This window comes from Ruegeria sp. AB8 (assembly GCF_056542605.1).
Genome location: NZ_JBQGAB010000018.1, coordinates 1 through 25,404, shown reverse-complemented (window position 1 = coordinate 25,404; position 25,404 = coordinate 1). Strand labels below are relative to the sequence as shown.

Annotated in this window: 26 protein-coding genes; 12 read left to right on the top strand and 14 right to left on the bottom strand. The window is 59.2% G+C overall.

Features of this window, described 5'->3' with window-relative positions; all coding sequences use genetic code 11:
* Positions 1-45 precede the first annotated feature (45 nt).
* The 3 genes from glcF to ACR0CG_RS17745 are packed head-to-tail and all read right to left on the bottom strand — an operon-like array spanning position 46 to position 3,999.
* Entirely contained in the window at positions 46-1,371 is a 1,326-nt protein-coding gene (gene glcF / locus ACR0CG_RS17755; protein WP_480526555.1) for a glycolate oxidase subunit GlcF, read from the bottom strand.
* Between the two features lie 4 nt (positions 1,372-1,375).
* Complete coding sequence (locus ACR0CG_RS17750) at positions 1,376-2,503, bottom strand: FAD-binding protein (RefSeq protein ID WP_480526553.1); 1,128 nt, start codon at positions 2,501-2,503, stop codon at positions 1,376-1,378.
* A gap of 56 nt (positions 2,504-2,559) precedes the next feature.
* Complete coding sequence (locus ACR0CG_RS17745) at positions 2,560-3,999, bottom strand: FAD-linked oxidase C-terminal domain-containing protein (RefSeq protein WP_480526551.1); 1,440 nt, start codon at positions 3,997-3,999, stop codon at positions 2,560-2,562.
* A gap of 202 nt (positions 4,000-4,201) precedes the next feature.
* On the opposite strand from ACR0CG_RS17745, the gene ACR0CG_RS17740 reads away from it, so the two are divergent.
* On the top strand, positions 4,202-4,549 hold the full coding sequence (locus tag ACR0CG_RS17740; RefSeq protein WP_480526549.1) for a hypothetical protein: 348 nt from the start codon (positions 4,202-4,204) through the stop codon (positions 4,547-4,549).
* A 3-nt stretch (positions 4,550-4,552) separates the two neighbouring features.
* Here ACR0CG_RS17740 and ACR0CG_RS17735 read toward each other — a convergent pair whose 3' ends face one another.
* The 4 genes from ACR0CG_RS17735 to ACR0CG_RS17720 form a co-directional block, all read right to left on the bottom strand.
* Positions 4,553-5,038: a flavodoxin family protein gene (locus ACR0CG_RS17735; protein ID WP_480526547.1), complete on the bottom strand. Its 486-nt coding sequence runs from the start codon at positions 5,036-5,038 to the stop codon at positions 4,553-4,555.
* Between the two features lies 1 nt (position 5,039).
* Entirely contained in the window at positions 5,040-5,510 is a 471-nt protein-coding gene (gene rlmH / locus ACR0CG_RS17730) for a 23S rRNA (pseudouridine(1915)-N(3))-methyltransferase RlmH (RefSeq protein WP_480526545.1), read from the bottom strand.
* Between the two features lie 44 nt (positions 5,511-5,554).
* Positions 5,555-5,914, bottom strand: coding sequence for a ribosome silencing factor (gene rsfS, locus ACR0CG_RS17725; RefSeq protein ID WP_058276550.1), 360 nt, complete (start codon positions 5,912-5,914; stop codon positions 5,555-5,557).
* A gap of 165 nt (positions 5,915-6,079) precedes the next feature.
* Entirely contained in the window at positions 6,080-7,432 is a 1,353-nt protein-coding gene (locus ACR0CG_RS17720) for a mechanosensitive ion channel family protein (protein WP_480526650.1), read from the bottom strand.
* Positions 7,433-7,546: 114 nt separating this feature from the next.
* Here ACR0CG_RS17720 and ACR0CG_RS17715 point away from each other — a divergent pair, with 114 nt between their 5' ends.
* The 6 genes from ACR0CG_RS17715 (at position 7,547) to ACR0CG_RS17690 (ending at position 12,513) form a co-directional block, all read left to right on the top strand.
* Complete coding sequence (locus ACR0CG_RS17715) at positions 7,547-7,642, top strand: isopropylmalate isomerase (protein ID WP_480441683.1); 96 nt, start codon at positions 7,547-7,549, stop codon at positions 7,640-7,642.
* 43 nt (positions 7,643-7,685) lie between these two features.
* A complete protein-coding gene (leuC, locus tag ACR0CG_RS17710; RefSeq protein WP_480526544.1) occupies positions 7,686-9,089 on the top strand; it encodes a 3-isopropylmalate dehydratase large subunit in 1,404 nt (467 codons plus the stop codon).
* 38 nt (positions 9,090-9,127) lie between these two features.
* Positions 9,128-9,679, top strand: a complete 552-nt coding sequence (locus tag ACR0CG_RS17705; RefSeq protein ID WP_480526542.1) for an HdeD family acid-resistance protein — start codon at positions 9,128-9,130, stop codon at positions 9,677-9,679.
* A gap of 42 nt (positions 9,680-9,721) precedes the next feature.
* The gene (gene leuD / locus ACR0CG_RS17700; RefSeq protein WP_480526541.1) at positions 9,722-10,327 is read left to right on the top strand and encodes a 3-isopropylmalate dehydratase small subunit; all 606 of its coding nucleotides are present in this window, start codon (positions 9,722-9,724) and stop codon (positions 10,325-10,327) included.
* A 330-nt stretch (positions 10,328-10,657) separates the two neighbouring features.
* Entirely contained in the window at positions 10,658-11,488 is an 831-nt protein-coding gene (locus ACR0CG_RS17695) for a hypothetical protein (protein ID WP_480526539.1), read from the top strand.
* Positions 11,485-12,513 (top strand): endonuclease/exonuclease/phosphatase family protein, encoded by a 1,029-nt coding sequence (locus ACR0CG_RS17690; RefSeq protein ID WP_480526537.1) that lies wholly within the window; start codon positions 11,485-11,487, stop codon positions 12,511-12,513. Before ACR0CG_RS17695 ends, ACR0CG_RS17690 begins: the two co-directional genes overlap by 4 nt.
* A gap of 12 nt (positions 12,514-12,525) precedes the next feature.
* On the opposite strand, the gene ACR0CG_RS17685 is transcribed toward ACR0CG_RS17690, so the two are convergent.
* On the bottom strand, positions 12,526-13,425 hold the full coding sequence (locus ACR0CG_RS17685; protein WP_480526535.1) for a Rossmann-fold NAD(P)-binding domain-containing protein: 900 nt from the start codon (positions 13,423-13,425) through the stop codon (positions 12,526-12,528).
* An 83-nt stretch (positions 13,426-13,508) separates the two neighbouring features.
* Between ACR0CG_RS17685 and ACR0CG_RS17680 the strand changes: the two genes are divergently transcribed.
* A complete protein-coding gene (locus ACR0CG_RS17680) occupies positions 13,509-14,402 on the top strand; it encodes a LysR family transcriptional regulator (RefSeq protein ID WP_480526534.1) in 894 nt (297 codons plus the stop codon).
* Between the two features lie 4 nt (positions 14,403-14,406).
* On the opposite strand, the gene ACR0CG_RS17675 is transcribed toward ACR0CG_RS17680, so the two are convergent.
* A complete protein-coding gene (locus tag ACR0CG_RS17675) occupies positions 14,407-14,934 on the bottom strand; it encodes a redoxin domain-containing protein (protein ID WP_480526532.1) in 528 nt (175 codons plus the stop codon).
* Between the two features lie 91 nt (positions 14,935-15,025).
* On the opposite strand from ACR0CG_RS17675, the gene leuB reads away from it, so the two are divergent.
* The gene (gene leuB / locus ACR0CG_RS17670) at positions 15,026-16,129 is read left to right on the top strand and encodes a 3-isopropylmalate dehydrogenase (RefSeq protein WP_170681881.1); all 1,104 of its coding nucleotides are present in this window, start codon (positions 15,026-15,028) and stop codon (positions 16,127-16,129) included.
* A 52-nt stretch (positions 16,130-16,181) separates the two neighbouring features.
* On the opposite strand, the gene ACR0CG_RS17665 is transcribed toward leuB, so the two are convergent.
* Positions 16,182-18,365, bottom strand: a complete 2,184-nt coding sequence (locus tag ACR0CG_RS17665) for a transglycosylase domain-containing protein (RefSeq protein WP_480526530.1) — start codon at positions 18,363-18,365, stop codon at positions 16,182-16,184.
* 258 nt (positions 18,366-18,623) lie between these two features.
* Here ACR0CG_RS17665 and ACR0CG_RS17660 point away from each other — a divergent pair, with 258 nt between their 5' ends.
* Positions 18,624-18,962, top strand: coding sequence for a P-II family nitrogen regulator (locus ACR0CG_RS17660; protein ID WP_170615599.1), 339 nt, complete (start codon positions 18,624-18,626; stop codon positions 18,960-18,962).
* 34 nt (positions 18,963-18,996) lie between these two features.
* The gene (locus tag ACR0CG_RS17655) at positions 18,997-20,322 is read left to right on the top strand and encodes an ammonium transporter (RefSeq protein ID WP_170615601.1); all 1,326 of its coding nucleotides are present in this window, start codon (positions 18,997-18,999) and stop codon (positions 20,320-20,322) included.
* A gap of 66 nt (positions 20,323-20,388) precedes the next feature.
* On the opposite strand, the gene ACR0CG_RS17650 is transcribed toward ACR0CG_RS17655, so the two are convergent.
* From ACR0CG_RS17650 to ACR0CG_RS17635, 4 genes are all read right to left on the bottom strand, one after another.
* A complete protein-coding gene (locus ACR0CG_RS17650; protein WP_480526527.1) occupies positions 20,389-21,573 on the bottom strand; it encodes an amino acid aminotransferase in 1,185 nt (394 codons plus the stop codon).
* The gene (gene sseA / locus ACR0CG_RS17645; RefSeq protein ID WP_480490835.1) at positions 21,573-22,427 is read right to left on the bottom strand and encodes a 3-mercaptopyruvate sulfurtransferase; all 855 of its coding nucleotides are present in this window, start codon (positions 22,425-22,427) and stop codon (positions 21,573-21,575) included. Before sseA ends, ACR0CG_RS17650 begins: the two co-directional genes overlap by 1 nt.
* A gap of 70 nt (positions 22,428-22,497) precedes the next feature.
* Complete coding sequence (locus ACR0CG_RS17640; protein WP_480526525.1) at positions 22,498-22,770, bottom strand: CBU_0592 family membrane protein; 273 nt, start codon at positions 22,768-22,770, stop codon at positions 22,498-22,500.
* The gene (locus ACR0CG_RS17635; protein ID WP_480526524.1) at positions 22,770-23,330 is read right to left on the bottom strand and encodes a helix-turn-helix domain-containing protein; all 561 of its coding nucleotides are present in this window, start codon (positions 23,328-23,330) and stop codon (positions 22,770-22,772) included. The genes ACR0CG_RS17640 and ACR0CG_RS17635 overlap by 1 nt, the downstream gene beginning before the upstream one ends.
* Positions 23,331-23,437: 107 nt before the next feature.
* On the opposite strand from ACR0CG_RS17635, the gene ilvD reads away from it, so the two are divergent.
* Positions 23,438-25,270, top strand: coding sequence for a dihydroxy-acid dehydratase (gene ilvD / locus ACR0CG_RS17630; protein WP_480526522.1), 1,833 nt, complete (start codon positions 23,438-23,440; stop codon positions 25,268-25,270).
* The last annotated feature ends 134 nt before the right edge of the window (positions 25,271-25,404 follow it).

Here is a 25,404-nt window from a genome sequence, read left to right as displayed (position 1 = left end):
CAGGGTTTTTCCATCACAATTGAGGCTGCGTTGCATCAACCGCGATTACTTCAGAATGGGTACGTCACCGGCGTCGGCTGGTCGGCTTTGTTGCAAGGCCCTGGGCATTGGGCCGCCTGTCGCCCAGTCCAGCAACTCGACCGTGTGCAGGACGGGCGTACCTGTTCCCGAACCGATCTGCATCATGCACCCAATATTTCCGGCGGCGATCACGTCGGGCTTTTTCGCTTCCAGTGTCCGCACTTTGCGTTGTCTGAGTTGGGCCGAAATTTCAGGCTGCAACAGGTTGTAGGTTCCGGCGCTGCCACAGCACAGATGACTGTCAGCCGGCTCGGACACGGTGAAACCTGCGCGCTTCAGCAAATCCTTGGGATAGGTTTTGATCTTTTGCCCGTGCTGCAGCGAACAGGCCGCGTGATACGCCACACTCATGCCCCGGCCTTCACTTTCGGGAAGTTCCAGCTGCATCAGAAGCTCGCTGACATCCATGGCAATTGCAGATACACGTTCCGCATCCGCAGCCAGCGCGTCGTTGCGGAACATGTGACCGTAATCCTTCACGGTTGTCCCGCAGCCCGATGTATTGATGACGATGGCATCCAGTCCCTTGCTGTCCATCTCGCGCGTCCAGGCCCGGATGTTGGTCGCGGCAGAAGCGTGACTTTCGCGCGTCTTGCCCATGTGATGGGTCAACGCTCCACAGCAACCGGCGCCATCGGCGACCACGACCTCGCACCCCAATCTGGTCAACAGGCGGATTGTGGCGTCATTGATATCGGTGTTCAGCGCCTTTTGAGCGCAACCTGTCATCAACGCCACGCGCTTTTTGCGTTCGCCCTTGGACTCAAAGCACTGCGGATCATCGTTTCGGCTCACTGGCGGGATGTGTTTTGGTGCCATATCCAGCATTGCACGCAAACGCGCATCAGGCATCAGAAAGCGAAATGGCCGCCCCAGCTTTGCCCCGATCAAAGCCCACCTGAACCGCATCGGGTAAGGCAGGATCTGCGCCAGCATCCAGCGCAGTGCACGATCCATGAAGGGGCGCTTGTAGTTCGTATCGATATACTCGCGCGCGTGATCGACCAGATGCATGTAATGCACGCCGGACGGGCAGGTGGTCATGCAAGCCAGACAGGACAGACAACGGTCAATGTGTTTGACGGTCTTTTCGTCCGGAACGCGATTGTTCTCCAACATGTCCTTGATCAGGTAGATACGCCCGCGCGGGCTGTCCAGTTCATCCCCCAGAACCTGGTATGTCGGGCAGGTCGCAGTGCAAAAACCGCAATGCACGCAACTCCGCAGGATGTCGTTGGACCTTCGGATTGCGGGATCCTGCAACTGTTCTTCGGAAAAAGTTGTCTGCATTACCCTACCCCATCAGGCCCGGATTGAATAAACCCTTCGGGTCAAACCGCTGTCGCAATCCCTGCGTCAGCGCGGCCAACCCTGCAGGTTCGGGCTGAAAACGACCAAACCTTGCGATTTCAGCATCGCTGCCCCGAACAAGCGTGGAATGCCCCGGAACCTCGGCCAGCGCGGCCCGAAGATCGAACCCTTCGGGCGCAAGCGCCCAGATCAGCCCTCCGCCCCAATCCAGAAGATGAATGCAGCCCGGCTGGTCTACGACGCGCAGCATGTCTGTCGGCTTGACGGACGTTTTCCAGACATTTCCCGCAGTGTCTGCAAAGGGCTCGACATCACGAACAGCCTTCCAGATCGCCTCGTTTTCCGCAGCGTCGGTCACTATTCGGTCGGGCTTTTGATGGTTGAACATTTCTGCCAGTTTGCCAACCCGATACGCAACTGAATCGCTGAACCCTTCAATACGAATGACCGTCTCGGACGTTGTTTGTTTCATCTGTGATCCGCCCGGCAGTCGCGCGGCACCCGTGACTTCGAAAGGGGACGCCAGCGCCTCGCTGAACAGTTTCAGGGATTGTGACCAGTCGCACCCGCTCCACACCAGAGTTGCCGAACTTTCCGAGCGCGGCAAAACTTTCAGCGAGACCTCGGTCAACACGCCAAGCGTCCCCCACGACCCGGCCAACAGCTTGACCAGATCGTATCCGGTGACGTTTTTCATCACCCGGCCACCGTTTCGGATCACTTGCCCCAAACCGTCGACATAGCGCACGCCCAAAAGAAAATCCCGACACGCCCCCGCCTGTACGCGGCGCGGCCCCGAGACATTGGCAGCAACCACGCCCCCTATTGTCGGCTCGCCTGTTGTGCCCATCAGCGCGCGATGATCCATCGGCTCGAACGCAAGCCTCTGGCCTTCGGCATCAAGCGCGGCATTGATATCCGCTACCGAAGTTCCGGCCCGGGCGACCAATGTCAGCGCACCAGGCTCATAGAGGGTGATCCCGCGCAATCCTGTCACACTCAGGTCCGCATCCGGCCCGGTCACACCTCGGGTACCTCCCCCGGCAATTCGCACCGGCTGCGCCAGCCCGGCCACCATTTCGGCCAATTCGGCCTCTGTTTCAGGTCTCATGTCTCTTCTTCTGTTCCAAAATCCTCGGGGCGATCGCGCGACGAGGGCAGTGCCCCCTACTCCGCAGCAATTCGGCGCGTCGCCGAAACATCCAGTGGAAACACTTTGGCCGGGTTCAGCAGCCAGTTCGGATCGAACACATCCTTGACCGCCATCTGCGCTTCAAGATCCTGCGCCCCGTACTGATGCGTCATCAGATCGCGCTTTTCGATTCCGACCCCGTGTTCGCCGGTCAGACATCCCCCGACATCGACGCATAGCTTCAGTATTTCGGCACCGAACGCTTCGCATTTCTCAAGATCGCCCGGTTTGTTGGCATCGAACAGGATCAGCGGATGCATGTTGCCGTCGCCTGCATGAAACACGTTGCCGACAGGCAGTCCGAATTCCTCACTCATCTCGCCGATACGTCGCAGCACTTTTGGAAGCGATGAAACCGGGATCGTGCCGTCGAGACACATATAATCGTTCATCTGCCCCATCGCGCCAAAGGCCGATTTGCGCCCCAGCCAAATTCGGGCGCTTTCCTCGGCGGACTGGCTTTCGCGCAGTTCGACCGGGTTGTGACGTTTGGCGATCTCGATGATCTTCGACAACTGGCTGTCGATCTCGGCCTCGGATCCTTCGACCTCGACAATCAGCAGGGCTTCGCAATCCGGATACCCGGCTTTGGCAAAGTTCTCGCAGGCCTGAATGCACAGACGGTCCATGAATTCGATTGCCACCGGCAAAATGCCTGACTTTATTATGTCGGACACGCACTGCCCGGCGACTTCGTTGTCGTCAAAACCCATCAGAACAGGCCGCGCGCCTTCCGGTTTGCGCAGGATGCGCAGCGTTGCCTCGGTCACGACACCCAATTGCCCTTCCGAGCCGCAGATGACGCCAAGCAGGTCCAGTCCGCCTGAATCCAGATGCGCCCCGCCGATTTCGACCACGCTGCCGTCCATCATTACCATCTTCACGCCCAGCAGGTTGTTGGTCGTCACCCCATATTTCAGGCAATGCGCCCCACCCGAATTCATTGCGATATTACCGGCAATCGCGCAGGCCAGTTGCGATGAGGGGTCCGGGGCATAGAAGAAATCATTGTCTTCGACTGCACCGGTAACACTCAGGTTCGTTCGGCCCGTCTGCACCCGGATGAAGCGGTTGTCGAAGTCTACCTCCAGCACATCGTTCATACGTGCGACGCCCAGAATGACACAGTCGGCGGTTGGCAGGGCGCCTCCGGCCAGAGACGTCCCCGCGCCACGCGGGACAACCGGCGCGCCTTCCTGATGGCAAATACGCAGAACCTCCGATACCTCCTGAGTGGTTGATGGCAAAACCACCAGCATCGGAGGGCACCTGTATGCCGTCAGGGCGTCGCATTCATACGCCCGGGTTTCAGCCTGATCGTGAATGATCGCATCGCTTGGTAAAACCTGTTGCAGGCGCGTTGTGATCCTGTGCTTTCGTGAAATCACGTCCGGATCAGGCAGTGGCATTTCCATGGCGAAACCTCCCTTTTGGTAAAATAATATTACCAAACGGGAGGGCTGACAAGCATTCATCGGTGGCAGCTTCGGCCCCACATGATCAGTACCGCCCAAACGCACCGTCACACCGATCAGCTCTTCACATTGCGCTGACAACCGGTCAGACAGACACACAGACGTGATTAACAATCCGCTTACAAAACCGTAGCTTCGGACCATGCGATACCTGATTCTCAACCTGCTCCTGGCTGCGCCAGCCCTCGCCGACCCGCCCGTGATCGAAAATGTCACGACCAGCAGCAACGGGAATACGTGGCGGTTTGATGTCACCATCCGTCACCCTGACACCGGCTGGGATCACTACGCGGATGGTTGGCGTATTCTCAACATGAACGGCGAACAGATCGGCATTCGCGTTCTGCACCACCCACACGAGACCGAGCAGCCTTTCACGCGATCCCTGAGCGGCATCACGATACCGGCGGGCACGTCGCAGGTTCAGGTGCAGGCCCGTTGCAGCGTGGACGGCTGGAACGCCGAGACGACAATCGTCCAGTTGAAGTGACGATCAGAACACACCCAGACTGAGGCCGGCGGCCATGGCTGCCCCAACTTCGGAGCATTTGTCCAGTTGGTCGGCCGGGATGGTCTTTTCGGCCAGTATAGCCTCGGACGTCTGGGCATGGGTGCAAACAATCAAAGGGGACTGCACCTCTTTCAATCGCCATCCCGTCGCGATCCTTGCGATCTGACGGGCGGCATTTTGGCCATCTGACCCGGCGCATATCATTTGTGCATACGGACGGCCTTCGATTTTTCCCAAAACCGGATAGTAGCTGCGGTCGAAGAATTCTTTCATCTGACCCGAAATCGCCGCCAGATTCTCGGGTCCGCAGAAGATGTATCCATCGGCGCGCAGCAGGTCCTCAGGCACAGCCTGACAGGCGGTTTTCAACACCACATCTGCCTCATCCCGCCCCGCCTCTGCCGCAACCTCGGCCATCTGGCGGCTACCGCCGGTGCGTGAATGATAGATGATCAGAAGCTGTGCCATGTCAGACCCGGTGATAGGGGCCGCCCGACAGAATAGTTGCGGCCCGGTAGAGTTGTTCGGCCAACATCACACGGACCAACATGTGAGGCCAGACCATCGACCCGAAGGAAATGGAAAAGTCGGCCTCGGCGCGCAGACCCGGATCTATTCCGTCCGCCCCGCCAATAATTAGCGCCAGTTCCTGTCGCCCGGCATCCCGCCAGTTGCCCAACTTCCGCGCAAAATCGGGAGAGGACAACACCTGCCCCCGCTCATCCAGCGTACAGATTACAGCCCCTTTGGGCAGTGCCTTGCGAAGTAGCGCGCCCTCGGCGCCCATACCGGCGTTTTTCTTGTCTTCAACTTCGATCACCCGCGCAGGACCAAGGCCCAGCGCGCGGCCGGTCCGGTCAAATCGGGTCAGATAATCGTCAAGCAGGGTCTTCTCCGGTCCGGCGCGCAATCGCCCGACCGCAACTATGCTGATACGCATGTCTCTCTCGCCTCCGGCCTGTTAATGCAGACCGGGATGGCGCCTCAGTTCGCCGAGGCGCTGCCGCCCTGAGGCAGCCACATCTTTTCCAGCTGATAGAATTCACGCACTTCAGGGCGGAAGATATGGACGATCACGTCGCCCGTATCGATCAGGACCCAGTCGCCTGCATCCTTGCCTTCGACCTTCGAGGTGAAACCGAATTCCTGCTTGATTCGATCCGTCAGCTTTTCCGCCATGGCCGAGACCTGACGGGTCGACCGACCCGAGGCAATTACCATGTGATCCGCAACCGACGATTTGCCCTGCAGGTTGATCTGCACGACGTCTTCGGCCTTGTCATCGGAAAGTGAGGAAAGGATGCGCTCAAGCAGCTTGTCGCTGATTGACTGAGAGTGGGCCATTACGCTGGCACCATCATCGGCGGGCAAACCCGCCTGTGTATGTAGAGACAGGACATAGTCCTCCTTTGCTGCGCGCCGCCAAAACCCCGGCGCTGGGGTACTATTAAGGTAACAAGGGGAATGCAACATTTCAATGAACGGGCGATTTCAGGGCGCCTGGCCCTTTCACTCTTTCGAGAGTTGTTGCGCGTCTGCGTCGTCGGGAAGCAAGCGAACCTCACGCTGCGGGAAGGGTATTGTTATTCCCTCATCCTTGAACGCGTCCCACAGCGCCAGGTAGACATTGCCCCGGATATTCGTCAGCCCCTTGGTCGGGTCGCTGATCCAGAACCGCAACACGTAGTCCACGCTGCTGTCGCCGAAACCGGTGATGTGGCAGACAGGTTCGTGCGAGCCGCCGCTCAGCACCCGGGCCACCGTTTTAACGGACCGGATGGCCGTGGCACGTACCTTGTGTGGGTCATCGCCATAGCTGGTGCCGAACTTCAGATCCAGCCGAACGAACTTGTCAGAATGCGACCAGTTCACCACCTGATTGGTGATCAGATCCTCATTCGGGATCAGATATTCGCGCCCATCTCGAGTGACGACCGAAACATAACGCGCGCCCAGCGCATTGATCCAGCCGAACGTGTCGCCCAGCGATATGACATCGCCGGGTTTGATCGACCGGTCCATCAGGATGATGATCCCGGAAATCAAGTTCGACACCACTTTCTGAAGCCCGAAACCGATGCCGACACCGATCGCACCGGACAACAGCGCGATCCCCGTCAGGTCGAAGCCAAGCGTGCGGATCGCGGCCATGAAAACCGCGCCGTAAAGCAGCACCTGAATGCCCTTGGCCAGCAACACCTGCATCGAGGGCGTAATGTCGTCGTTGCTTTTCAGCCCGCGCTCGGCCGCGCGCGTTCCAAGCCGGGCCAGCGTCAGCAGGATGCCGATCAGCAGGACAGCCTTGATGATCCCAAGCGCCGAGATATGCAGATCGCCGATGGAAATCGCCACCCCGTCCAGGAACCCGGCCACATCATCGGTCAACCCCAGGGCAATCAGCGTTGCGTAGACCCACATGGACCACTTGAATATCTGCCGCAGCGTTCGGTTCCGCACCAGCCGCGAGACCAGCGCGATGGCCAGCCAGGCCAGGCCCAATGTGGCAAAAACACCGATGATGTAACTGCGCGAGGGCCATGTCGCCTGCTGCATCCCCCAGTAAAGTCCCCAGGACAGCAGCGTGAAATATACGAGCGTCAGGCGCCGCATCAGTTGGACCAGAATGCGCAGTCGCCATTTCGGCCAGCCGGAACGCGCGCGGGCCCAGGCCTCCCACCGGCTCTGTGTCAGCAGTTTCAGCAGGAACGCCAACAACCACAGGAACAGGATGATGACGAGTTGGTACTGCCTCCAGCCCGGCGTGACGATCAATTCGATCAGATTTTCAAGCTGTTCTGAAAAAGCCGCCGTCATGTTCGCGTAAAGCTCGGACAGCGTTTCCGGTAGCAAATCCTGGTTCATGCCCGCCAGATTGGCGATCTGTGCGAGGCGATGCAAGCCCGCACGCGAACTGCACCGGTATTGAACCTTGATTGACGTGAGTGGCCGTTATATCTGAACCGCATGAGACTCAATGTGGCCCAACTTCAGAATCTGGAAGACCGCGCGCGTCTGCGTGAACGGTTCTACGGGGCTGCCCGCACGGTCCTGGCGCGCCTATCGGCCGCCTGAGCCAACTCGCCAGCTATTTCTCATTACTTACGGGAGAGGACCGATGTCCCCCAAGACACTCTATGACAAGATCTGGGATGCCCATGTCGCGCACGAAGCCGATGATGGCACCTGCCTGCTGTATATCGACCGCCACCTGGTGCACGAAGTCACCAGCCCGCAGGCGTTCGAAGGCCTGCGCATGGCGGGCCGCAAGGTGCGCGCGCCAGAAAAGACCATTGCCGTGCCGGATCACAACGTTCCCACCACGCCGGATCGCGTAAACGGAATCGAAAACCCCGAATCGCGCATTCAGGTCGAAGCGCTGGACAAGAACGCCAAGGATTTCGGCATTCACTACTACCCGGTGAATGACGTTCGTCAGGGCATCGTGCACATCGTTGGCCCGGAACAGGGCTGGACCCTGCCCGGCATGACCGTCGTCTGTGGCGACAGCCACACCGCCACCCATGGTGCGTTTGGCGCGCTGGCTCACGGCATCGGCACGTCTGAGGTCGAGCATGTTCTGGCCACGCAGACGCTGATCCAGAAGAAATCCAAGAACATGAAGGTGGAAATCACCGGCAAATTGCAGCCGGGCGTGACCGCCAAGGACATCACGCTGGCCGTGATCGGTGAGACCGGCACCGCCGGCGGCACCGGCTATGTCATTGAATATTGCGGCGAAGCGATCCGCGATCTGTCGATGGAAGGCCGCATGACCGTCTGCAACATGGCCATCGAAGGCGGTGCCCGTGCTGGCCTGATCGCACCTGATGAGACCACCTTTGAATATGTCAAAGGCCGCCCGCACGCCCCTAAAGGCGCGCAGTGGGAAGCCGCGATGGACTGGTGGAAGACGCTCTACACCGATGAAGGCGCGCATTTCGACAAGGTCGTCACCCTGCGTGGCGAAGACATCGCGCCGGTCGTGACCTGGGGCACCAGCCCCGAGGACGTTCTGCCGATCACCGCAACCGTGCCCCACCCCGAGGATTTCGAGGGCGGCAAGGTCGATGCAGCCCGCCGTTCGATCGAGTACATGGGCCTGACAGCCGGTCAGAAACTGAGCGATGTGGAAATCGACACCGTCTTCATCGGCTCGTGCACCAATGGCCGAATCGAAGATCTGCGGGCCGCCGCCGCGATCCTGAAAGGCAAGAAGATCAAGGACGGCATGCGCGCGATGGTCGTGCCCGGCTCGGGTCTGGTCCGTGCTCAGGCCGAGGAAGAAGGTCTGGCAGACATCTTCAAAGAGGCCGGTTTCGAATGGCGTCTGGCGGGATGCTCGATGTGTCTGGCGATGAACCCCGATCAATTGCAACCGGGCGAGCGCTGCGCCGCGACTTCGAACCGCAACTTTGAAGGCCGTCAGGGCCGCGGTGGGCGCACCCATCTACTGAGCCCGGCAATGGCTGCCGCAGCGGCAATCACAGGACGGCTGACAGACGTCCGTAAACTGATGTAAGCTACCCTCATATCTAGATATTTGAGGGAGAGACTGAAATGAGTGATTGGGTCAAATGGCTCCTGCTGGGGCTGCTGTCCATAGCGTTCGGCGTCTTTGTGCTGGGCGCGCCTTATGTGGCGTCCATTGCCGTCACACTGGTTACGGGTGTGCTGTTGCTGATCTCCGGCGTGCTGCAGGTTGCCGGGGGGTTTTCGGTTGAAGGAACGGGTAACAAAATCCTGTCCTTCATCATGGGGGCCGTGATGTTGTTCCTGGGTTGGTCCTTCCTGGACAACCCGCTGGAAGGTACGCTGACGCTGGCAACGGTTGTTCTGATCCTGTTCATGGCAGGCGGGATTGCCCGAATCATCCTTTCATTTCAGATGCGCGGAACGTCATTTTTCTGGCCGACCCTAATTTCGGGGATCTTGTCGATCATCCTGGCAGGCATCATCTGGTCTTATGCGGCTGCGGAACCAACGGTTCTGCTGCGGTTGCTGGGCATCCTGCTTGGCATCGAGATGCTGTTCAACGGGTTCGGTCTGGTCTTCATGGCGCTCTTCGTCAAAGGCGCACCAAACGAAACGACAGAAGCGAAAGAAGCTTAAACGCGGGGCATGGGCGCGGCCCTCTCCCGCAGGAGTGTGAACATGGAAAAGTTTGAAAAAGTCCACGGGGTGGCCGCCCCAATGCCGCTGATCAATATCGACACCGATATGATCATTCCGAAAGTACATCTGAAAACCATCAAACGGTCCGGCCTCGGTGTCGTGCTGTTTGACGAGATGCGTTATCACGATCATGGCGGCGAGAACGAAGACTTCGTCCTGAACAAGCCCGCCTATCGCAACACCGAGATTCTGGTGGCCGGTGACAATTTCGGCTGCGGCTCGTCGCGTGAACACGCGCCCTGGGCGATCAGGGATTTCGGCATCAAGGTCGTGATCTCGACCAGCTTCGCCGACATCTTCTTCAACAACTGCTTCAAGAACGGCATCCTGCCCATCGTGGTCGAGGCAGAGCATCACGCGATCCTGATGGAAGATGCACACAAAGGCGAAAACGCCCGCATGACCGTGCATCTGGAAGATCAGCAGATCACCACCTCGGACGGCGTTGTCATCGAGTTCGAAATCGACCCGCACCGCAAGCATTGCCTGCTGAACGGTCTGGACGATATCGGCCTGACGATGGAAAAAGACCATCACATCGACAGATACGAGGAACATGCCAGCCAGTCCCGCCCTTGGGTCTGATTCTGGAAACGAATCTGGGGATACTCAACCTGACGGGGTCGCCAAGGCGGCCCCGTTCGCATTCTTGGGGTTGAAAACTCGTGGCCCACAACATGTAGGTATCAATTTGACATACACGTCGGATTTGCGTCAAAAATGATGCAATCCCGCACCAGTTGCGCCATCATTTTGCCTGAAAGCACGTGTTTTCTGCCCCTTGGCTTGAGCTGATTGACCGGTTTTGTTCATCTTGCATCAAAACAGGCATCCGCCGATGACTCACTCGGCAGGCACAAGTTGGAATGAAGTCGGCACAGAACTGACTGGTCCAGTTTGAAAGGGTTCGGAATATTGATTGCGCGCACAACCGGGGCGGCGATACGCGGAATACTGGTGGCACTGATGGTGCTTACCCCTGCGTTATATCTGCCGATATCTTCGACGAACGGAACCGAGATTGTCGTCTTTCTCGCGATCCTCGCGTTTTTCCTGACCTTTGCAGAATACAACTCTGCCTTCCCCAGTTTCATTGAATTCCGTGATGCACCGCCGGTAAACCGGCTGCGCTTTGTCGGATTGCTGTCGATGGTCACGTTTCTGACGCTGATCTGCAAAAACATGTACGCCCCGACCGAGCTGACACGCGCGGTCTATTCCATGGGCCTCGCTGTAGCCAACGTGGCTGACTTTCCATATTCACCGGTTCGGCTGATCGTTCTGATGCTTCCTGCTGACGCCGGGCAGTCGATGATCGAACTGGTTCGGGCGACCGCCAGTGTGGCCTATGTCGCGGCCCTGGTGACAATTGCAAGCTTTGCTTATGCCGTGAAGCTGCGCGGCTGGCCGACAGGAAACGGAGCGTTCAATGTCTGGACCAATCTGCCGCTGTTCGACCCGACCAAGGGCGGTGACGTCGTCACCCGCCTGCAGCGCGATGGCCGACTGAATATCTCGATCGGTATCCTTCTGCCGTTCCTGATTCCCGCGCTGATCAAGCTATTGACCGATTTTGCCAATCCCATCTCGCTCAGCAATCCGCAGACGATGATCTGGACCATGTGTGCGTGGGCCTTCCTGCCTGCCAGCATGATCATGCGTGGGATGGCGACCCTGCGCATTGCCGGGCTGATCGTCGAAAAGCGCCGCGCATACTCCACAGCCGAGTCAACGCAGACTGCATGATCCGCGCCCTTGTCGTGTTGTTGCTGCCCTTCGCAGCGCAGGCAGAGACGGTGCGCGTCGCGACTTTCAACACAGAACTCAGCCGGGAAGGTCCGGGCCTTTTGCTGCGCGACATAAAGCGGGGTGACGATCAGGTTCAGGCAGTGGTCGAAGTTCTGGGCGCGGTTCGCCCCGACATCGTGGCTTTGCAAGGTATCGACTGGGATCTGGACGGCCTGACCCTGACTGCGTTCACCGAACAATTGCGCAGCCAAGGCCTCGACTACCCCCATAGTTATTCGGTACGGCCCAATTCCGGACTGGAAACGGAGTTCGATCTGGATGGAGATGGCGAAACGCAAGGACCCGGCGATGCACAAGGCTGGGGGCGTTTCACGGGGCACGGCGGGCTTGCGGTCTTGTCGCGATACAAGATCATTCAGTCCGAGACGCTGGATTTCTCCGCGCTGCTGTGGCGCGATTTGCCAGGGGAGCAACTGCCACAGCAGGCAGAAAGGCCATTTCCCTCAGCTCAGGCGCAATACGTGCAACGCCTGTCATCATCCGGTCACTGGGTCGTGCCAGTCGACACCCCGATCGGCAAACTGCGCCTTTTCACGTTTCATGCCACGCCACCTGTCTTCGACGGCCCTGAAGACCGCAACGGATTGCGCAACCGCGATGAGCTTCGGTTCTGGTCACTGCTTCTGGACGGGCATTTGGGACCGGCACCGACCGCCCCGTTTGTCATTGCCGGGGACGCCAATCTGGACCCCGAAGGTGGCGAGGGTCATCGCGACGAAATCCGGAAACTGCTGGCCGATCCACGCTTGCAGGACCCGATCCCCCGCAATGGTGAGGGTGACACCAACACAGTTCGCTGGAAAGGGGTCGGCGAACTGCGGGTAGACTATGTGTTGCCATCCTCGGATCTGACGGTTGCAGGGTCGGGACTGTTCTGGCCGCCAGAAGGCTCCGCCCTTCGCAAAACCGCAGAACGCGCCAGCAGGCACAGGTTGGTCTGGGTCGACCTGACTGCGCCCTGAGGCGTGCGCCCGTCAGGCGCCAACTGCGTGCGATGACTGGGATTGCGATACACGAAACTCTGGCAATGCACTACTCAATGCAACGTCCAGATCAGTTTGCGGAACCCGCCCAAGCAAGTCGCGCAGCGCAGTTCCATCCAGACTGTGCGGCACATTCCAAAGATACCGCATCTCAATCAGATGCGGCGCCAGCCGCCAGAACGGGCGGGCCAAATATATGGGCCACCACCGCATCGGCTTCACAAGGACCTGAGTTCCGGTCACACGCGACAGTGCCTTCGCCAGTTCCGAACCGGTCAGCGTATACCCCGCAAAGGACACATCGCAGAACCTGGGCAGGCTGGCCCTGCGTTCCGCCAGCTCTACCGCGGTTCTTGCAAGATCCGGCAGATAGGCCCAGGAATGCGGAATGTCCGGATCACCCGGATAGGTGATCCAACCCCTTTGCAATGGCTTGGCGATAACCTGATCGAACCAGTTTCCGGAGGCACAGGTATCTATGAAATCACCTGCCCGCAGGATGATCGTGCGAACCTGCGAGAAACGGTAAGCGTCTTCCATCTCGGCCCGAATACGACCCAAGGGATTCGTTGCCCCATGCGGCGTGTCCGCAGACCATGGCCCTGGCGCTTTGGCGTCAAAAACGTAGACGTTTCCGGGCACGACAACTGTGGCGCCTGTTTCCTTTGCGGCGGAAATCACCTGTTTGTGCAGTTTTGGAACCTGTCTTTCCCAATCCGGATATTGAGGGTTCCACGCGTTGACTATCACATCCACGCCTTGGGCTTCCGCCTGCAAACTCTGCTTTTTGCGATCGAAGGTGCGGACCCGCCAGCCCGCATCTTGAAACGCTGCCGTTGCATTTCGGCCGAACCGGCCTGTGGACCCCAGTATGAGAACGGTTTTTGTCATGGCTTTCTCCTGTCAGAGTCAAGATATCCATTCACATCACATGGGGAATTGCCGAAAACAGCAGATCATGTATTCATCTGTGAATGGATAAATCCCTCACCCACTCAGACTGGTCGCTGATTCAAAGCTTTTTGTCAGTGGCGGAAACCGGCTCTCTCTCGGCTGCGGCGCGTCAGCTCAATCGCAGTCAGCCAACGCTCGGACGGCAGATCCAGACCCTGGAAGCCGATTTGGGTGTTTCCCTGTTCGAACGGCATGCAAGAGGCCTGCGCCTCAGCGATGCAGGTGCTCAGCTTTTGCCGATGGCCCAGCAGATGCACGCGGCCATGAATGCCTTCAATCTGACTGCGGCCGGGCAATCGACGCAATTGGAAGGGTCGGTCCGCGTTACGGCTTCGGTCTTTGCCTCGCATCACCTTCTGCCGCCGATTCTGGCCCAGATCCGCATACAGGAGCCGTCCATACAGCTTGAGCTGGTTGCCACGGACGCCAGCGAAAACCTGCTGTATCGCGAGGCAGACATCGCCGTGCGCATGTACAGGCCCGAACAGGTTGACATCGTATCCCGTTATCTCGGGGACGTGCCGCTTTGTTTCTGTGCTGCCCGCTCGTATCTGGATCGGGCTGGCCGCCCTCAAAACCCCAAGGACCTGTTCCGGCATGATCTGGTCGGATTTGACGCCAACGAACAGATCATCACCGAGATGCGCAACAAGGGTTGGCCAGCCAATCGGGACAACTTTGCCACAAGATGCGATCTGCAAAGCGCCTATTGGGAGTTGATCCGCGCCGGCTGCGGCATCGGTTTCAGCCAGGTGCAGGTGGCTGAAGCGGATCCGGATGTCGAGATTCTGCCGCTGGACGTGGAGATTCCGGTATTGCCGGTGTGGCTGGCCGCCCCTCAGGCGATGCGACAGACACCGCGCATTCGCAGGGTCTGGGACCTGTTGGCCGAAGGTTTGCGGGCCAGCCTGTAAGCGATCAGAGCGCCCCTGTGTAGGTACCGCGCGGCGGATAGTTGTTGTCGAGCGCGTATTTGATACCGCCTTTCATGTCCCCAACCGACGGCCGGCCAAACGGGGTCGATTGCAGCCATGCGAAATACAGCGTCCGGTCCGGGGCAATATAGAAATGCCCGGGCTCGGCGAAAAATGCGGCCTCGGCGGTGCCTTCGCGCCCTTTGGACATATACAAACCCCAGTCATCTCGTGCCGCAGGCAGCGGCAGACTGTGCCCGACCCTCAGCCGCGAGGTGCCCGCTTTTCCAACAGTTTCAGCCGCCCGCTCGGCCGTGTCTGTGCTCAGCATAATCACTTCGACACCAAGCGAGGCGATGTCATCCAGCGCAGCTTCCACCTCACCCATCTGCCGGATACAGATCGGGCAATGCAAACCGCGATACTGAATCACCAGTGTCCCGTTTTCGCCCTTGTCGGCATCCAGATCGAACGTTCCCTGCCCCACGGTCTGGATTTTCAGATCAGGAACGGCGTTTCCCGGTATCAACATGTGTTTTCCTTCTGATTTGGCGGGTTCGTCTCATTGACCCGATGCGGCGCAGACGCTAGGGCCATTGCGACAAAACGCAAGGAGACCCTTCATGTCCAACCCCTCGCTCCTCATCCTGCCCGGAGACGGAATTGGCCCGGAAGTTATGGCCGAAGTGCGCAGAATCATCGACTGGTTCGGCGAAAACCGCGGCCTTCACTTTGACGTGAGCGAGGATCTGGTCGGCGGCGCGGCCTATGATGCGCACGGCAAGCCCCTGTCGGATGAGACTATGGCCAAAGCGCAGGAGGTCGACGCAGTTCTTCTGGGTGCCGTGGGTGGTCCGAAATACGATGATCTGGACTTCAGCCTGAAACCCGAACGCGGTCTGCTGCGCCTGCGCAAGGAGATGGACCTGTATTCCAACCTGCGCCCGGCACAATGCTTTGACGCACTGGCGGATTTCTCATCGCTGAAAAAGGACGTGGTCGCAGGCCTCGACATCATGATCGTGCGCGAGCTGACCTCGGGCGTCTACTTCGGCGAGCCGCGCGGCATTTTCGAAGAAGGCAACGAGCGTGTGGGCATCAACACCCAGCGCTATACCGAATCCGAAATCGAACGCGCCGCACGTTCGGCCTTTGAGCTGGCCATGCGCCGGAACAAGAAACTGTGCTCGATGGAGAAAGCCAACGTGATGGAATCGGGCATTCTGTGGCGCGAGGTCGTGACCCGCGTCGGCCAGGAATACCCCGAAGTCGAACTGAGCCATATGTATGCCGACAACGGTGCAATGCAGTTGGTTCGCGCACCCAAGCAGTTCGATGTAATCGTAACCGACAACCTGTTCGGCGACGTGCTGTCCGATTGCGCCGCGATGCTGACCGGTTCGCTGGGGATGCTGCCGTCGGCCAGCCTTGGTGCGCCGATGGCGAATGGCCGCCCCAAGGCGATGTATGAACCAGTGCATGGGTCAGCCCCGGACATCACCGGTCAGGGCAAAGCCAACCCGATTGCCTGTATCCTCAGCTTTGCCATGGCGCTGCGCTACAGCTTTGATCAGGGCGCCGAGGCCGACCGCCTTGAAGCCGCGATCGAGAAAGTTCTGGCAGATGGCGTGCGCACAGCCGATCTGCTGGCCGAAGAAGGGGTCGAGCCGGTCTCGACCACCGAAATGGGCGACGCTATTCTGGCCGCGCTGGACGCCAGCGTCTGAATAATACCGAAGGCGGCGCGTAGGTCGCCGCCTTCCCCTTTTTTGGCGCGAGTCAGTTCCCGCCAAAAATATCCTTCAGCAAGTTATCCACCGCTTTGGCAAAACCACCGGGTTTGCGTTTGGGATTTCTGGGCTTGGCCACCTGCTTGGGTTGCTCCGGCAGCATCATCGGCAATGGCGTGGGCGTCATCCCCTCGGTCACGCGCAGCATGGTTTCCCTCCATATCTCTGCGGGCAGACCGCCCCCTGTCACTCCGGACAACGGCGTGTTGTCGTCATAACCCATCCAGACACCCGCAACATAATCCGCCGTAAAGCCAATGAACCATGCGTCACGCGCTGCCTGAGTCGTGCCGGTCTTGCCTGCCACCTGCCAACCCGGCAGCTTGGCGCGTTGGCCGGTGCCTTCGGAAACGACACGCTCCATCATCCAGGTCAGTTGCCGAGCCGCGTCATCGCGGATCACACGCTCACCAATCCCTGTCGTCGTTACCATCACCGGCGTTTCATCACCCAGCAGCTTGAGTTCCGTCAGACCGTACGGTTCAACCGCTGAGCCACCGTTCAGGATGCCGGCATATGCTCCCGTCATCTCGATCAGCGTGCTTTCCGACGCGCCCAGCGCCAGTGCAGGGCCCTGCGCAAGATCACTGGCGATACCGAAACCGCTGGCAACCGTGCGAACGTTTTCCAGCCCGGAAATCTCGGCGACTTTTACTGCTGGTATATTCAGAGAGTTCTTCAGCGCATCCGCCAGCGTGACCCGGCCATAATACTTCTTGGTATAGTTCTTGGGGCACCACTGCCCGGAACCGGGAATGTCGATGCAGTAGGGCTCGTCCACGACGATATCCAACGGGGAATACCCCAGTTCCAGCGCCGTGGCATAAACGAAGGGCTTGAACGAGGAACCGGTCTGGCGCAGCGCCTGGGTCGCCCGGTTGAACGCACCCGATACACGGGTCTTGCGGCCACCGACCATCGCGCGCACGGCGCCATCGGCGGACATCACAACGATCGCGGCTTGCGCCTTGGACCCGTCGCGCACTTTTTCCTGAAAAATGTACTGCAGCGCCTCTTCAGCCGATTTCTGCAGGCGCTGATCCAGGGTGGTGCGGATTACCACGTCCTCGGTCGTATTGCGCGTAAAGAACTCGGGCCCGCTGGCCATGACCCAGTCGGCGAAGTACCCGCCTGCCCGCGCGGCGGCGGCTTCGGAAAGCTCTGCCGGGTTGTTTCGCGCCGCAGATGCCTGAGAGGCTGTCAGGTAGCCCTGCGCCTCCATCAACCCGACCACAAGCCGTGCCCGGTCCTGCGAGCGTTGGAGATCGTTGGTGGGTGCAAACCGCGTCGGGGCGACCAGCAACCCGGCCAGCATCGCAGCCTGGGACGGATTGACCTCGGCCGCCGATATCCCGAAGTACCGCTGACTTGCGGCCTCAAACCCGCGCGCACCGGCGCCAAGGAAAGCGCGGTTCAGATAGATCGTGAGAATCTCATCCTTGGAGTATTTGACCTCCATCGCCATCGCGTAGATGGCTTCCTTGGCCTTGCGCCAGAGTGACCCCTGACGGCAATCGGCTTCATATGCGGCCTCTGATTCCCATTCGCTTGGCACATAAGGCACACCCAGACACAACAGCTTGGCCGTCTGCTGCGTGATGGTCGACCCACCGTGGCCCGACAAGGGGCCGCGCCCTTCACTCAGATTGATGCGAACCGCGCTGGCCACACCCCGTGGGCTGACACCGAAATGGCGATAGAACCGCTTGTCCTCGGTCGCCACAACGGCGTTTTTGAGATGGGGCGAGACAGTGCTGGCCGTCATCACCCCGCCAAACTGATCACCGCGCCAGGCAAAGACTTTGCCGTTGCGATCCAGCAGCGTGACCGAACCACGCGCACGACCGTCCAGCAGCGCATCAACATCCGGAAGCGTAGAATAGACCACGCCGACGGCCAACATCAGCAACAGACCGACGATTGCGCCGACACGCCACGTCAGCCCCCAGAGCAGGCGGAAAACCCACCGGAACATGCGACGGAACACGCCGCCGCCACCACTGCCGGTGCGCCGCGTTTTCTTTCGCCCAGTCCTGCGCGTCGCCGTCTTGCGGGCGTTTGATTTCTTGCCAGCGGGTTTTGCAGCCCGCTTGGTCGCCGTGGGCTTGCGGCCCTTCGACGGATACCTTTTATCTGCGACCAGTGGCGGCTTTCGGCGCTTGGACTCAGTCATGCTCAAACTCTGCCCGATTGTGCTTTTGCGTCACCTTACCTTGGCAACGCAGTCATGTAGAGGTGTGAAATTCCGGTAATTCCCCTCTCAGATGCGCCCAAAAATTAAACATACCGGAAATTTTGTGCAAAAAATGTGCAACTTTGCCCTGATTTCCCTCGCGTCCGGGCTGTCAGACCGTTTCCTATGACGCCCGCTCAGGCTCTTTTTCTGCAGGTGCAAACAAACCGGCCTGCCCGGGAAGCAGAGGGGAAAGACGTGAAACTGATCATTGCGACAATCAAGCCGTTCAAGCTTGAGGAGGTGCGCGAGGCACTGACCGAAGCGGGCGTGCGCGGCATGATGGTAACCGAGATCAAGGGCTTTGGTTCGCAGTCGGGCCACACGGAAATCTATCGCGGCGCCGAGTACGCGGTGAACTTCGTGCCCAAGATCAAACTGGAAATCGTGGTTCCCGCCACGATGACCGACCAGATCGTCGAAACCATCACCAAAACAGCCAAAACCGGCAAGATCGGCGATGGCAAGGTTTTCGTCCTCGATGTCGAGCAGGCCCTGCGCGTGCGGACCGGGGAAACCAACGAAGAGGCGCTGTAAGGCGTCCCCACTCATAGTCATTCGAGGAAGTCACATGAACCTGATGAAATCTCTCATCCCTGCTGCCGCGCTTGTCGTGCTGCCGCAGATGGGCCTTGCGCAAGAGGCCGCCGCTGGCGAGACCGCGCAGCACACGCAATACATCCTGACCTCGCTGCTGTTTCTGGTTGGCGGGTTCCTGGTGTTCTGGATGGCCGCTGGCTTTGCCATGCTCGAGGCCGGTCTGGTGCGCTCCAAGAACGTGGCGATGCAGCTGATCAAGAACATGGGCCTGTTTTCCTTTGCCGCCATCATGTACTGGCTGGTCGGCTTCAACCTGATGTATCCGGGTGATGGCTGGATGATCCCTGGCTTCCTGGGCGCAATCGCACCCACATCGCTAGAACCCGTCGGTCTTGCCGGAGTGGAAACCGACCTGTCTTATGCCTCCGTCGGTTCGGACTTCTTCTTCCAGCTGATGTTCTGCGCCACCACTGCGTCGATTGTCTCGGGCACCATGGCGGAACGTGTCAAACTGTGGCCGTTCTTCGCCTTTGTGATCGTGCTGACCGGCATCATCTACCCGATCGAAGCATCCTGGCAGTGGGGCGGCGGCTGGCTGTCCGAGATGGGCTTCAGTGACTTCGCTGGCTCGACTCTGGTCCATGCCGCAGGTGGCTTCGCGGCGCTGGCAGGCGCCATCGTGCTGGGTCCGCGTATCGGCAAGTACAACAAGGACGGCAAGGTTGTTCCGATCCCCGGTTCGAACCTGGCGCTGGCCACTTTGGGCACGTTCATCCTTTGGCTGGGTTGGTTCGGCTTCAACGGTGGTTCGCAGCTGGCAATGGGCACCATTGGAGACATGGCCGACATCAGCCGTATCTTTGCCAACACCAACATGGCTGCTGCAGCGGGTGCCGTCGCCACGCTGATCCTGACGCAACTGATGTATGGCAAGGTCGATCTGACGATGGTACTGAACGGCGCGCTGGCTGGTCTGGTGTCGATCACCGCCGAACCGCTGGCCCCGTCACTGTTCCAGGCGCTGATCATCGGCGCAATCGGTGGCGTCATCGTCGTCCTGACCGTCCCGATGCTGGACCGCATGAAGATCGACGACGTGGTCGGCGCAATCCCGGTTCACCTGATCGCAGGTTTCTGGGGTACGTTCATCGTGGCATGGACCAACAGTGACGCCAGCTTTGTGACCCAGATCATCGGCTTTGCCGCCATCGGCATCTTCGTCTTCGTGGTCAGCTATGTCCTCTTCTCGGTTCTCAAGGCCACGGTCGGCCTGCGGGTTGGCGAAGAAGAAGAGATCAACGGGCTCGACATGGGCGAGCTGGGTATGGAAGCCTATCCGGAATTCTCCAAGGGCTAAACCTTGAGAAAAAACAAAAATACCCGGGCAGTTCTGCCCGGGTTTTCTTATTCAAAGCATGCGCATTCAAGCTCCAACGTCGACAATCGCCTTGGCCAGAATCGGCACGGTTGTTGCATTCAGTCCTGCGATATTCAGACGGCTGTCACCAACCATGTAGATACCGTGGTCGACCCGCAGTTTTTCAACCAGTTCCGGCGAGGCGCCGAGTCGCGAGAACATGCCGCGGTGCTGAGCGATGAAACCGAACCGGTCCGATCCGCTCAGGCGTTGCAGCTCGTCCGCCAGTTGCTTGCGCAATCCCAGCATGGACAGACGGGTTTCTTCCAGTTCGGTCTGCCATTCAGCACGCAACGCTTCGTCCATCAGGATGGTCGTTACAACCCGCGCACCGTGATCGGGCGGGAAGGAATAGTTCTGGCGGTTCAGGAAGGCCAGAGTGGCTTGGTTCAAAGCCGTCTGCCCCGCGTCCGCGCTGACGGCCATCAACAGGCCGGTACGCTCGCGATAGACACCGAAGTTCTTGGAACTGGACGCCGCGATCAGGCATTCCTTGACCGATGACGCCACCAACCGGACCGCCTGCGCGTCTTCTTCCAGACCGTCGCCAAACCCCTGGTAGGCAATGTCGATCATCGCCACCAGACCACGCTCGTTGATCAGGTTTACGACGTCCTGCCACTGCACCATGTTCAGATTGGCACCGGTCGGGTTGTGGCAGCAGCCATGCAGCAAAACAACGTCGCCCGCATTGGCGGTTTTCAGATCTTCGATCATGCCGTCGAAATCAACGCCGCGGGTATCGCCGTCGAAATAGCGATACTGAACCGTCTCCATGCCCAGATAATTCAGAATGGAAAGGTGGTTCGGCCATGTCGGGTTCGACACGAAGACGCGCGCCGACGGGTTGGCCATGCGGATCAACTCGAACGCCTGACGGCAGGCGCCGGTCCCACCGGGGGTCGCAACGGCCGCAATGTTACCGCGCGGTACAGACGTTCCCAAGATCAGGCCAATCATCACATCCGCAAAGACCGGATCGCCGGCCAGCCCTGTATAGGCTTTGGATTCCTGCTCTTCCAGTATGCGCTGCTCGGCGGCCTTGACCGAGCGCATTACTGGCGTCACACCCTCGGCATTTTTGTAGACGCCCACGCCCAGATCAATCTTCTGATCACGCGGGTCCTCGCGGTACATCTGCATAAGCATCAGGATTTTATCCGCAGGCTGCGGCTTGAGGAATTCGAACATCAGTTCTCTCCGGTTGCGACGGGAAGGGTCGGGAAGGCGCCCCATTCAGCCCAGGAGCCGTCATAAAGCGAGTGATCTTTCTTGCCCATGCGTTCAAGCGCAAGGCTGAGGATTGCAGCGGTAACGCCAGATCCGCAGGACGTGATCGCCGGTTTCGACAGATCAACGCCAGCAGCCTCGAAAACGGCACGGCAATCTTGGGGCGATTTCATTGTGCCATTGGCGTTCAACAACTGGCCAAACGGGACATTGCGCGATCCTGGAATATGCCCCGAACGCAGGCCTTCCCGCGGCTCGACCTCAGTTCCTGCGAAACGGGCGGCAGAACGGGCGTCAATGATCTCGTGATCTGCCAGTTTCGCTGCCGCAGACACTTGCGTGACGTCCCGAACCAAATGGTTCTGCACCCGGACTGTCATGTGGCGGTCGCGAATGACGGGCGGCAGATCCTCGAGCTCGCGCCCTTCCGCGTTCCATTTCGGCAAACCCCCATCCAGAATGGCAATGTTTTCCTGACCCATTAGCCGGAACAGCCACCAGACGCGGGCTGCCGACATCAGACCGGCCCCGTCGTAGACGACGACCTGATGACCATCACCCACACCCATCGCCCGCAGGCGCGACATGAATTTCTCGACCGGAGGCGCCATGTGCGGCAGGTCGGACCGGTGGTCAGAAATCTCGTCGATATCGAAGAACCGCGCCCCGGGAATATGGCCCGCGTCATATTCAGCCCTGGCATCGCGGTTTTGCGAAGGCAAATACCACGACCCGTCCAGAATCCGCAGATCCGGGTCCTTGATATGTGCGGCCAGCCATTCGGTAGATACGAGGGTTTTCGGATCGTCCTGCATCAATGCCTCCCCTGAGCGAGCTTGATTTTTCCCTATACCCGGCAGCATAGGGGTTCAAGGCTGGATAGGGCTATTCTGCCGCGCTGCGCAGGCGAAAATGCTGAATAATTCCGATGAAACTGATCAAAATCCAGAACCCTTCGATCAGCATCGAAGCCAGATTGAAATTGTGCAACAGAGAATAGACGATCAGCACCGAGCCCAGAAGGTTGATCACCGGAAAGGCCAGATCGTCGGAATTCATCATTCGCATTTGCGTTGCGAAATACGCGGCGACCACGATCAAGGCGCCAAACGAACCGATTGCATCCACGATCGTGAGGGTGTTCAGAACATCGGTCATCAATGAGCCTTGCCGTTTTCAGAATTGTCAGAGAGCTGTCCGTAATGGTGCATATTCAAAAACGCAGCACCCTGCGCCCCCGCGCGATACCCATGAGGCACGTCGGCTGCAAAGCGCAATCCCTGTCCGGCATGTAAGGGCACCCATTCCTCACCACGCAGAATTTCAAGTGTTCCGCCCAGAACAAAGACTTCCTCGGTAACACCAACCGCATGTGCAGGCGATTCGTGGCTCTGGTTCGGGTTCAGGTTGACGTGGAATGTCTCCGCCCCCAATGCGGGATCGAAAGGGAACACGATCTTGACCTCTATACTGCCGGGAAACGTGACCGTCTGAAAGACGGATGGATCGCCGATCGCCGTGTCGATCAGAGCGCTCAGCGGCACTTGAAACCCTTTGGCGATTTTCCAGAGCGTAGCGATCGTCGGGCTGGATTCGCCGCGTTCGATCTGACCCAACATTGCTTTGCTGACGCCTGTCATTTCGGCCACTTTGGACAGGCTGAGGCCGGATGCTGCGCGCACATCCCTCAGCTTCAGTGTAATATCGTCAGAGTTCATGTCAGCGTCCCGCGAATCCTCTTGTGCGTTATAGCGCACATGTGATACGTGCGCTATAACGCACGAAACCCGATCTATGCAACCCGAGGCAACAGGGAAACAGCATCATGCCATTGTACCGATCCAGAACCTCCACTCATGGCCGCAACATGGCGGGCGCACGCGGCTTGTGGCGCGCCACTGGCATGGAGGATGACGATTTTGGCAAACCGATCATCGCCATCGTCAATTCGTTCACCCAATTCGTGCCCGGGCATGTGCACCTGAAGGATCTGGGCCAGATGGTTGCCCGCGAGGTCGAGGCCGCAGGCGGCGTCGCCAAAGAATTCAACACCATCGCTGTGGATGACGGCATCGCAATGGGCCATGACGGCATGCTCTATTCGCTGCCCTCGCGCGAGGTAATCGCGGATTCGGTGGAATACATGGTCAATGCGCATTGTGCCGATGCGATGGTCTGCATCTCGAACTGCGACAAGATCACCCCGGGCATGTTGATGGCTGCCATGCGTCTGAATATCCCGGCGATTTTTGTCTCGGGTGGGCCAATGGAGGCCGGCAAGATCGACATCGCCGATCTGGAGGCGAAAAAGATCGACCTCGTTGATGCGATGGTTGCCGCCGCTGATGACAAGTTCACCGATGAGCAGGTGCAACATATCGAGGAGAACGCCTGCCCCACCTGCGGGTCGTGCTCGGGCATGTTCACCGCCAACTCGATGAACTGTCTGGCCGAGGCGTTGGGTCTGGCATTGCCGGGCAACGGGTCTACGCTGGCTACCCATGCCGACCGGAAAGAGCTGTTCCTTGAGGCCGGTCGCCGGATCGTCGAGATCACCAAACGTCACTACGATCTGGATGAAAAAGGCTTCCTGCCGCGCGAAATCGCGACCTTTGAAGCCTTCGAGAACGCCATGAGCCTTGATATCGCCATGGGTGGGTCGACCAATACCGTGCTGCACCTTCTAGCCATCGCGCATGAGGGCGAGGTGCATTTCACCATGACCGACATGGACCGGCTCAGCCGTCAGGTGCCCTGCCTGTGCAAGGTCGCACCCAACACCGAGAACGTCCACATGGAGGACGTGCACCGCGCCGGTGGCATCTTCTCGATCCTTGGTGAGCTTAGCCGTGCCGGTCTGCTGCACGAAGACTGCAGCACGGTGCATTCGGCAACCATGGGCGAAGCGATTGCCAACTGGGACATCAAGATCGCCAACAATCCCAAAGCGCAGGATCTGTTCAAGGCCGCCCCCGGCGGCGTGCGCACCACTCAGGCGTTCAGCCAGTCGAACCGGTACAAGGAACTGGACACCGACCGCGAAGGTGGTGTGATCCGCTCGAAAGAACATGCGTTCAGCCAGGACGGCGGTCTGGCGGTTCTGTTCGGAAACATCGCGCGCGACGGCTGCATCGTGAAAACTGCCGGGGTGGATGCAAACATCCTGAAGTTCACCGGGTCGGCCTATGTCTGCGAAAGCCAGGATCAGGCGGTGAACGATATCCTCACCGGCAAGGTCAAGGAAGGTGACGTGGTGGTCATCCGCTACGAAGGTCCGCGGGGCGGGCCGGGGATGCAGGAAATGCTCTACCCGACTTCGTATCTGAAATCCAAAGGTCTGGGCAAAGCCTGCGCATTGCTGACAGACGGGCGCTTCTCGGGCGGCACGTCGGGGTTGTCCATCGGTCACGTCTCGCCTGAAGCCGCCGAGGGCGGCGAGATCGGCCTGGTGCAGAACGGCGATACAATCGAGATCGACATTCCAAACCGCTCCATCCATCTGGCCGTGTCGGACGAAGAACTTGCCGCCCGTCGCGAGGAACAGGACGAGAAAGGCTGGGTGCCCACGCAGCCGCGCAAACGCAAAGTTTCAACCGCGCTGAAAGCCTACGCGAAACTGACCACCAGTGCAGCCAAAGGGGCCGTTCGCCAGGTTTGACCCCGAAACGGACCGGTTCTTTTCGCGAAGAACCGGCGGGTCCGCCTACTTAACAAAAGCTCCCGCGCCCAATCGCACCATCGGCCTTGCCGATGCCACGTTCGGATTTGGGCCCGGCGCCGCGCATTGCGCGG

What these genes read in the sequence shown, in the direction of transcription:
- ACR0CG_RS17675 (WP_480526532.1), bottom strand. Translation starts at nt 14,934, where the DNA reads ATGTTGATACCGGGAAACGCCGTTCCTGATCTGAAAATCCAGACCGTG.
- leuD (WP_480526541.1), top strand. Translation starts at nt 9,722, where the DNA reads ATGGAAAAGTTTGAAAAAGTCCACGGGGTGGCCGCCCCAATGCCGCTG.
- glcF (WP_480526555.1), bottom strand. Translation starts at nt 1,371, where the DNA reads ATGCAGACAACTTTTTCCGAAGAACAGTTGCAGGATCCCGCAATCCGA.
- ACR0CG_RS17655 (WP_170615601.1), top strand. Translation starts at nt 18,997, where the DNA reads ATGAACCTGATGAAATCTCTCATCCCTGCTGCCGCGCTTGTCGTGCTG.
- ACR0CG_RS17720 (WP_480526650.1), bottom strand. Translation starts at nt 7,432, where the DNA reads ATGAACCAGGATTTGCTACCGGAAACGCTGTCCGAGCTTTACGCGAAC.
- ACR0CG_RS17635 (WP_480526524.1), bottom strand. Translation starts at nt 23,330, where the DNA reads ATGAACTCTGACGATATTACACTGAAGCTGAGGGATGTGCGCGCAGCA.
- ACR0CG_RS17690 (WP_480526537.1), top strand. Translation starts at nt 11,485, where the DNA reads ATGATCCGCGCCCTTGTCGTGTTGTTGCTGCCCTTCGCAGCGCAGGCA.
- ACR0CG_RS17750 (WP_480526553.1), bottom strand. Translation starts at nt 2,503, where the DNA reads ATGAGACCTGAAACAGAGGCCGAATTGGCCGAAATGGTGGCCGGGCTG.
- ACR0CG_RS17640 (WP_480526525.1), bottom strand. Translation starts at nt 22,770, where the DNA reads ATGACCGATGTTCTGAACACCCTCACGATCGTGGATGCAATCGGTTCG.
- ACR0CG_RS17745 (WP_480526551.1), bottom strand. Translation starts at nt 3,999, where the DNA reads ATGGAAATGCCACTGCCTGATCCGGACGTGATTTCACGAAAGCACAGG.
- leuB (WP_170681881.1), top strand. Translation starts at nt 15,026, where the DNA reads ATGTCCAACCCCTCGCTCCTCATCCTGCCCGGAGACGGAATTGGCCCG.
- ACR0CG_RS17665 (WP_480526530.1), bottom strand. Translation starts at nt 18,365, where the DNA reads ATGACTGAGTCCAAGCGCCGAAAGCCGCCACTGGTCGCAGATAAAAGG.
- sseA (WP_480490835.1), bottom strand. Translation starts at nt 22,427, where the DNA reads ATGCAGGACGATCCGAAAACCCTCGTATCTACCGAATGGCTGGCCGCA.
- ACR0CG_RS17650 (WP_480526527.1), bottom strand. Translation starts at nt 21,573, where the DNA reads ATGTTCGAATTCCTCAAGCCGCAGCCTGCGGATAAAATCCTGATGCTT.
- rlmH (WP_480526545.1), bottom strand. Translation starts at nt 5,510, where the DNA reads ATGCGTATCAGCATAGTTGCGGTCGGGCGATTGCGCGCCGGACCGGAG.
- ACR0CG_RS17685 (WP_480526535.1), bottom strand. Translation starts at nt 13,425, where the DNA reads ATGACAAAAACCGTTCTCATACTGGGGTCCACAGGCCGGTTCGGCCGA.
- ACR0CG_RS17680 (WP_480526534.1), top strand. Translation starts at nt 13,509, where the DNA reads ATGGATAAATCCCTCACCCACTCAGACTGGTCGCTGATTCAAAGCTTT.
- leuC (WP_480526544.1), top strand. Translation starts at nt 7,686, where the DNA reads ATGTCCCCCAAGACACTCTATGACAAGATCTGGGATGCCCATGTCGCG.
- ACR0CG_RS17705 (WP_480526542.1), top strand. Translation starts at nt 9,128, where the DNA reads ATGAGTGATTGGGTCAAATGGCTCCTGCTGGGGCTGCTGTCCATAGCG.
- ACR0CG_RS17740 (WP_480526549.1), top strand. Translation starts at nt 4,202, where the DNA reads ATGCGATACCTGATTCTCAACCTGCTCCTGGCTGCGCCAGCCCTCGCC.
- ilvD (WP_480526522.1), top strand. Translation starts at nt 23,438, where the DNA reads ATGCCATTGTACCGATCCAGAACCTCCACTCATGGCCGCAACATGGCG.
- rsfS (WP_058276550.1), bottom strand. Translation starts at nt 5,914, where the DNA reads ATGGCCCACTCTCAGTCAATCAGCGACAAGCTGCTTGAGCGCATCCTT.
- ACR0CG_RS17735 (WP_480526547.1), bottom strand. Translation starts at nt 5,038, where the DNA reads ATGGCACAGCTTCTGATCATCTATCATTCACGCACCGGCGGTAGCCGC.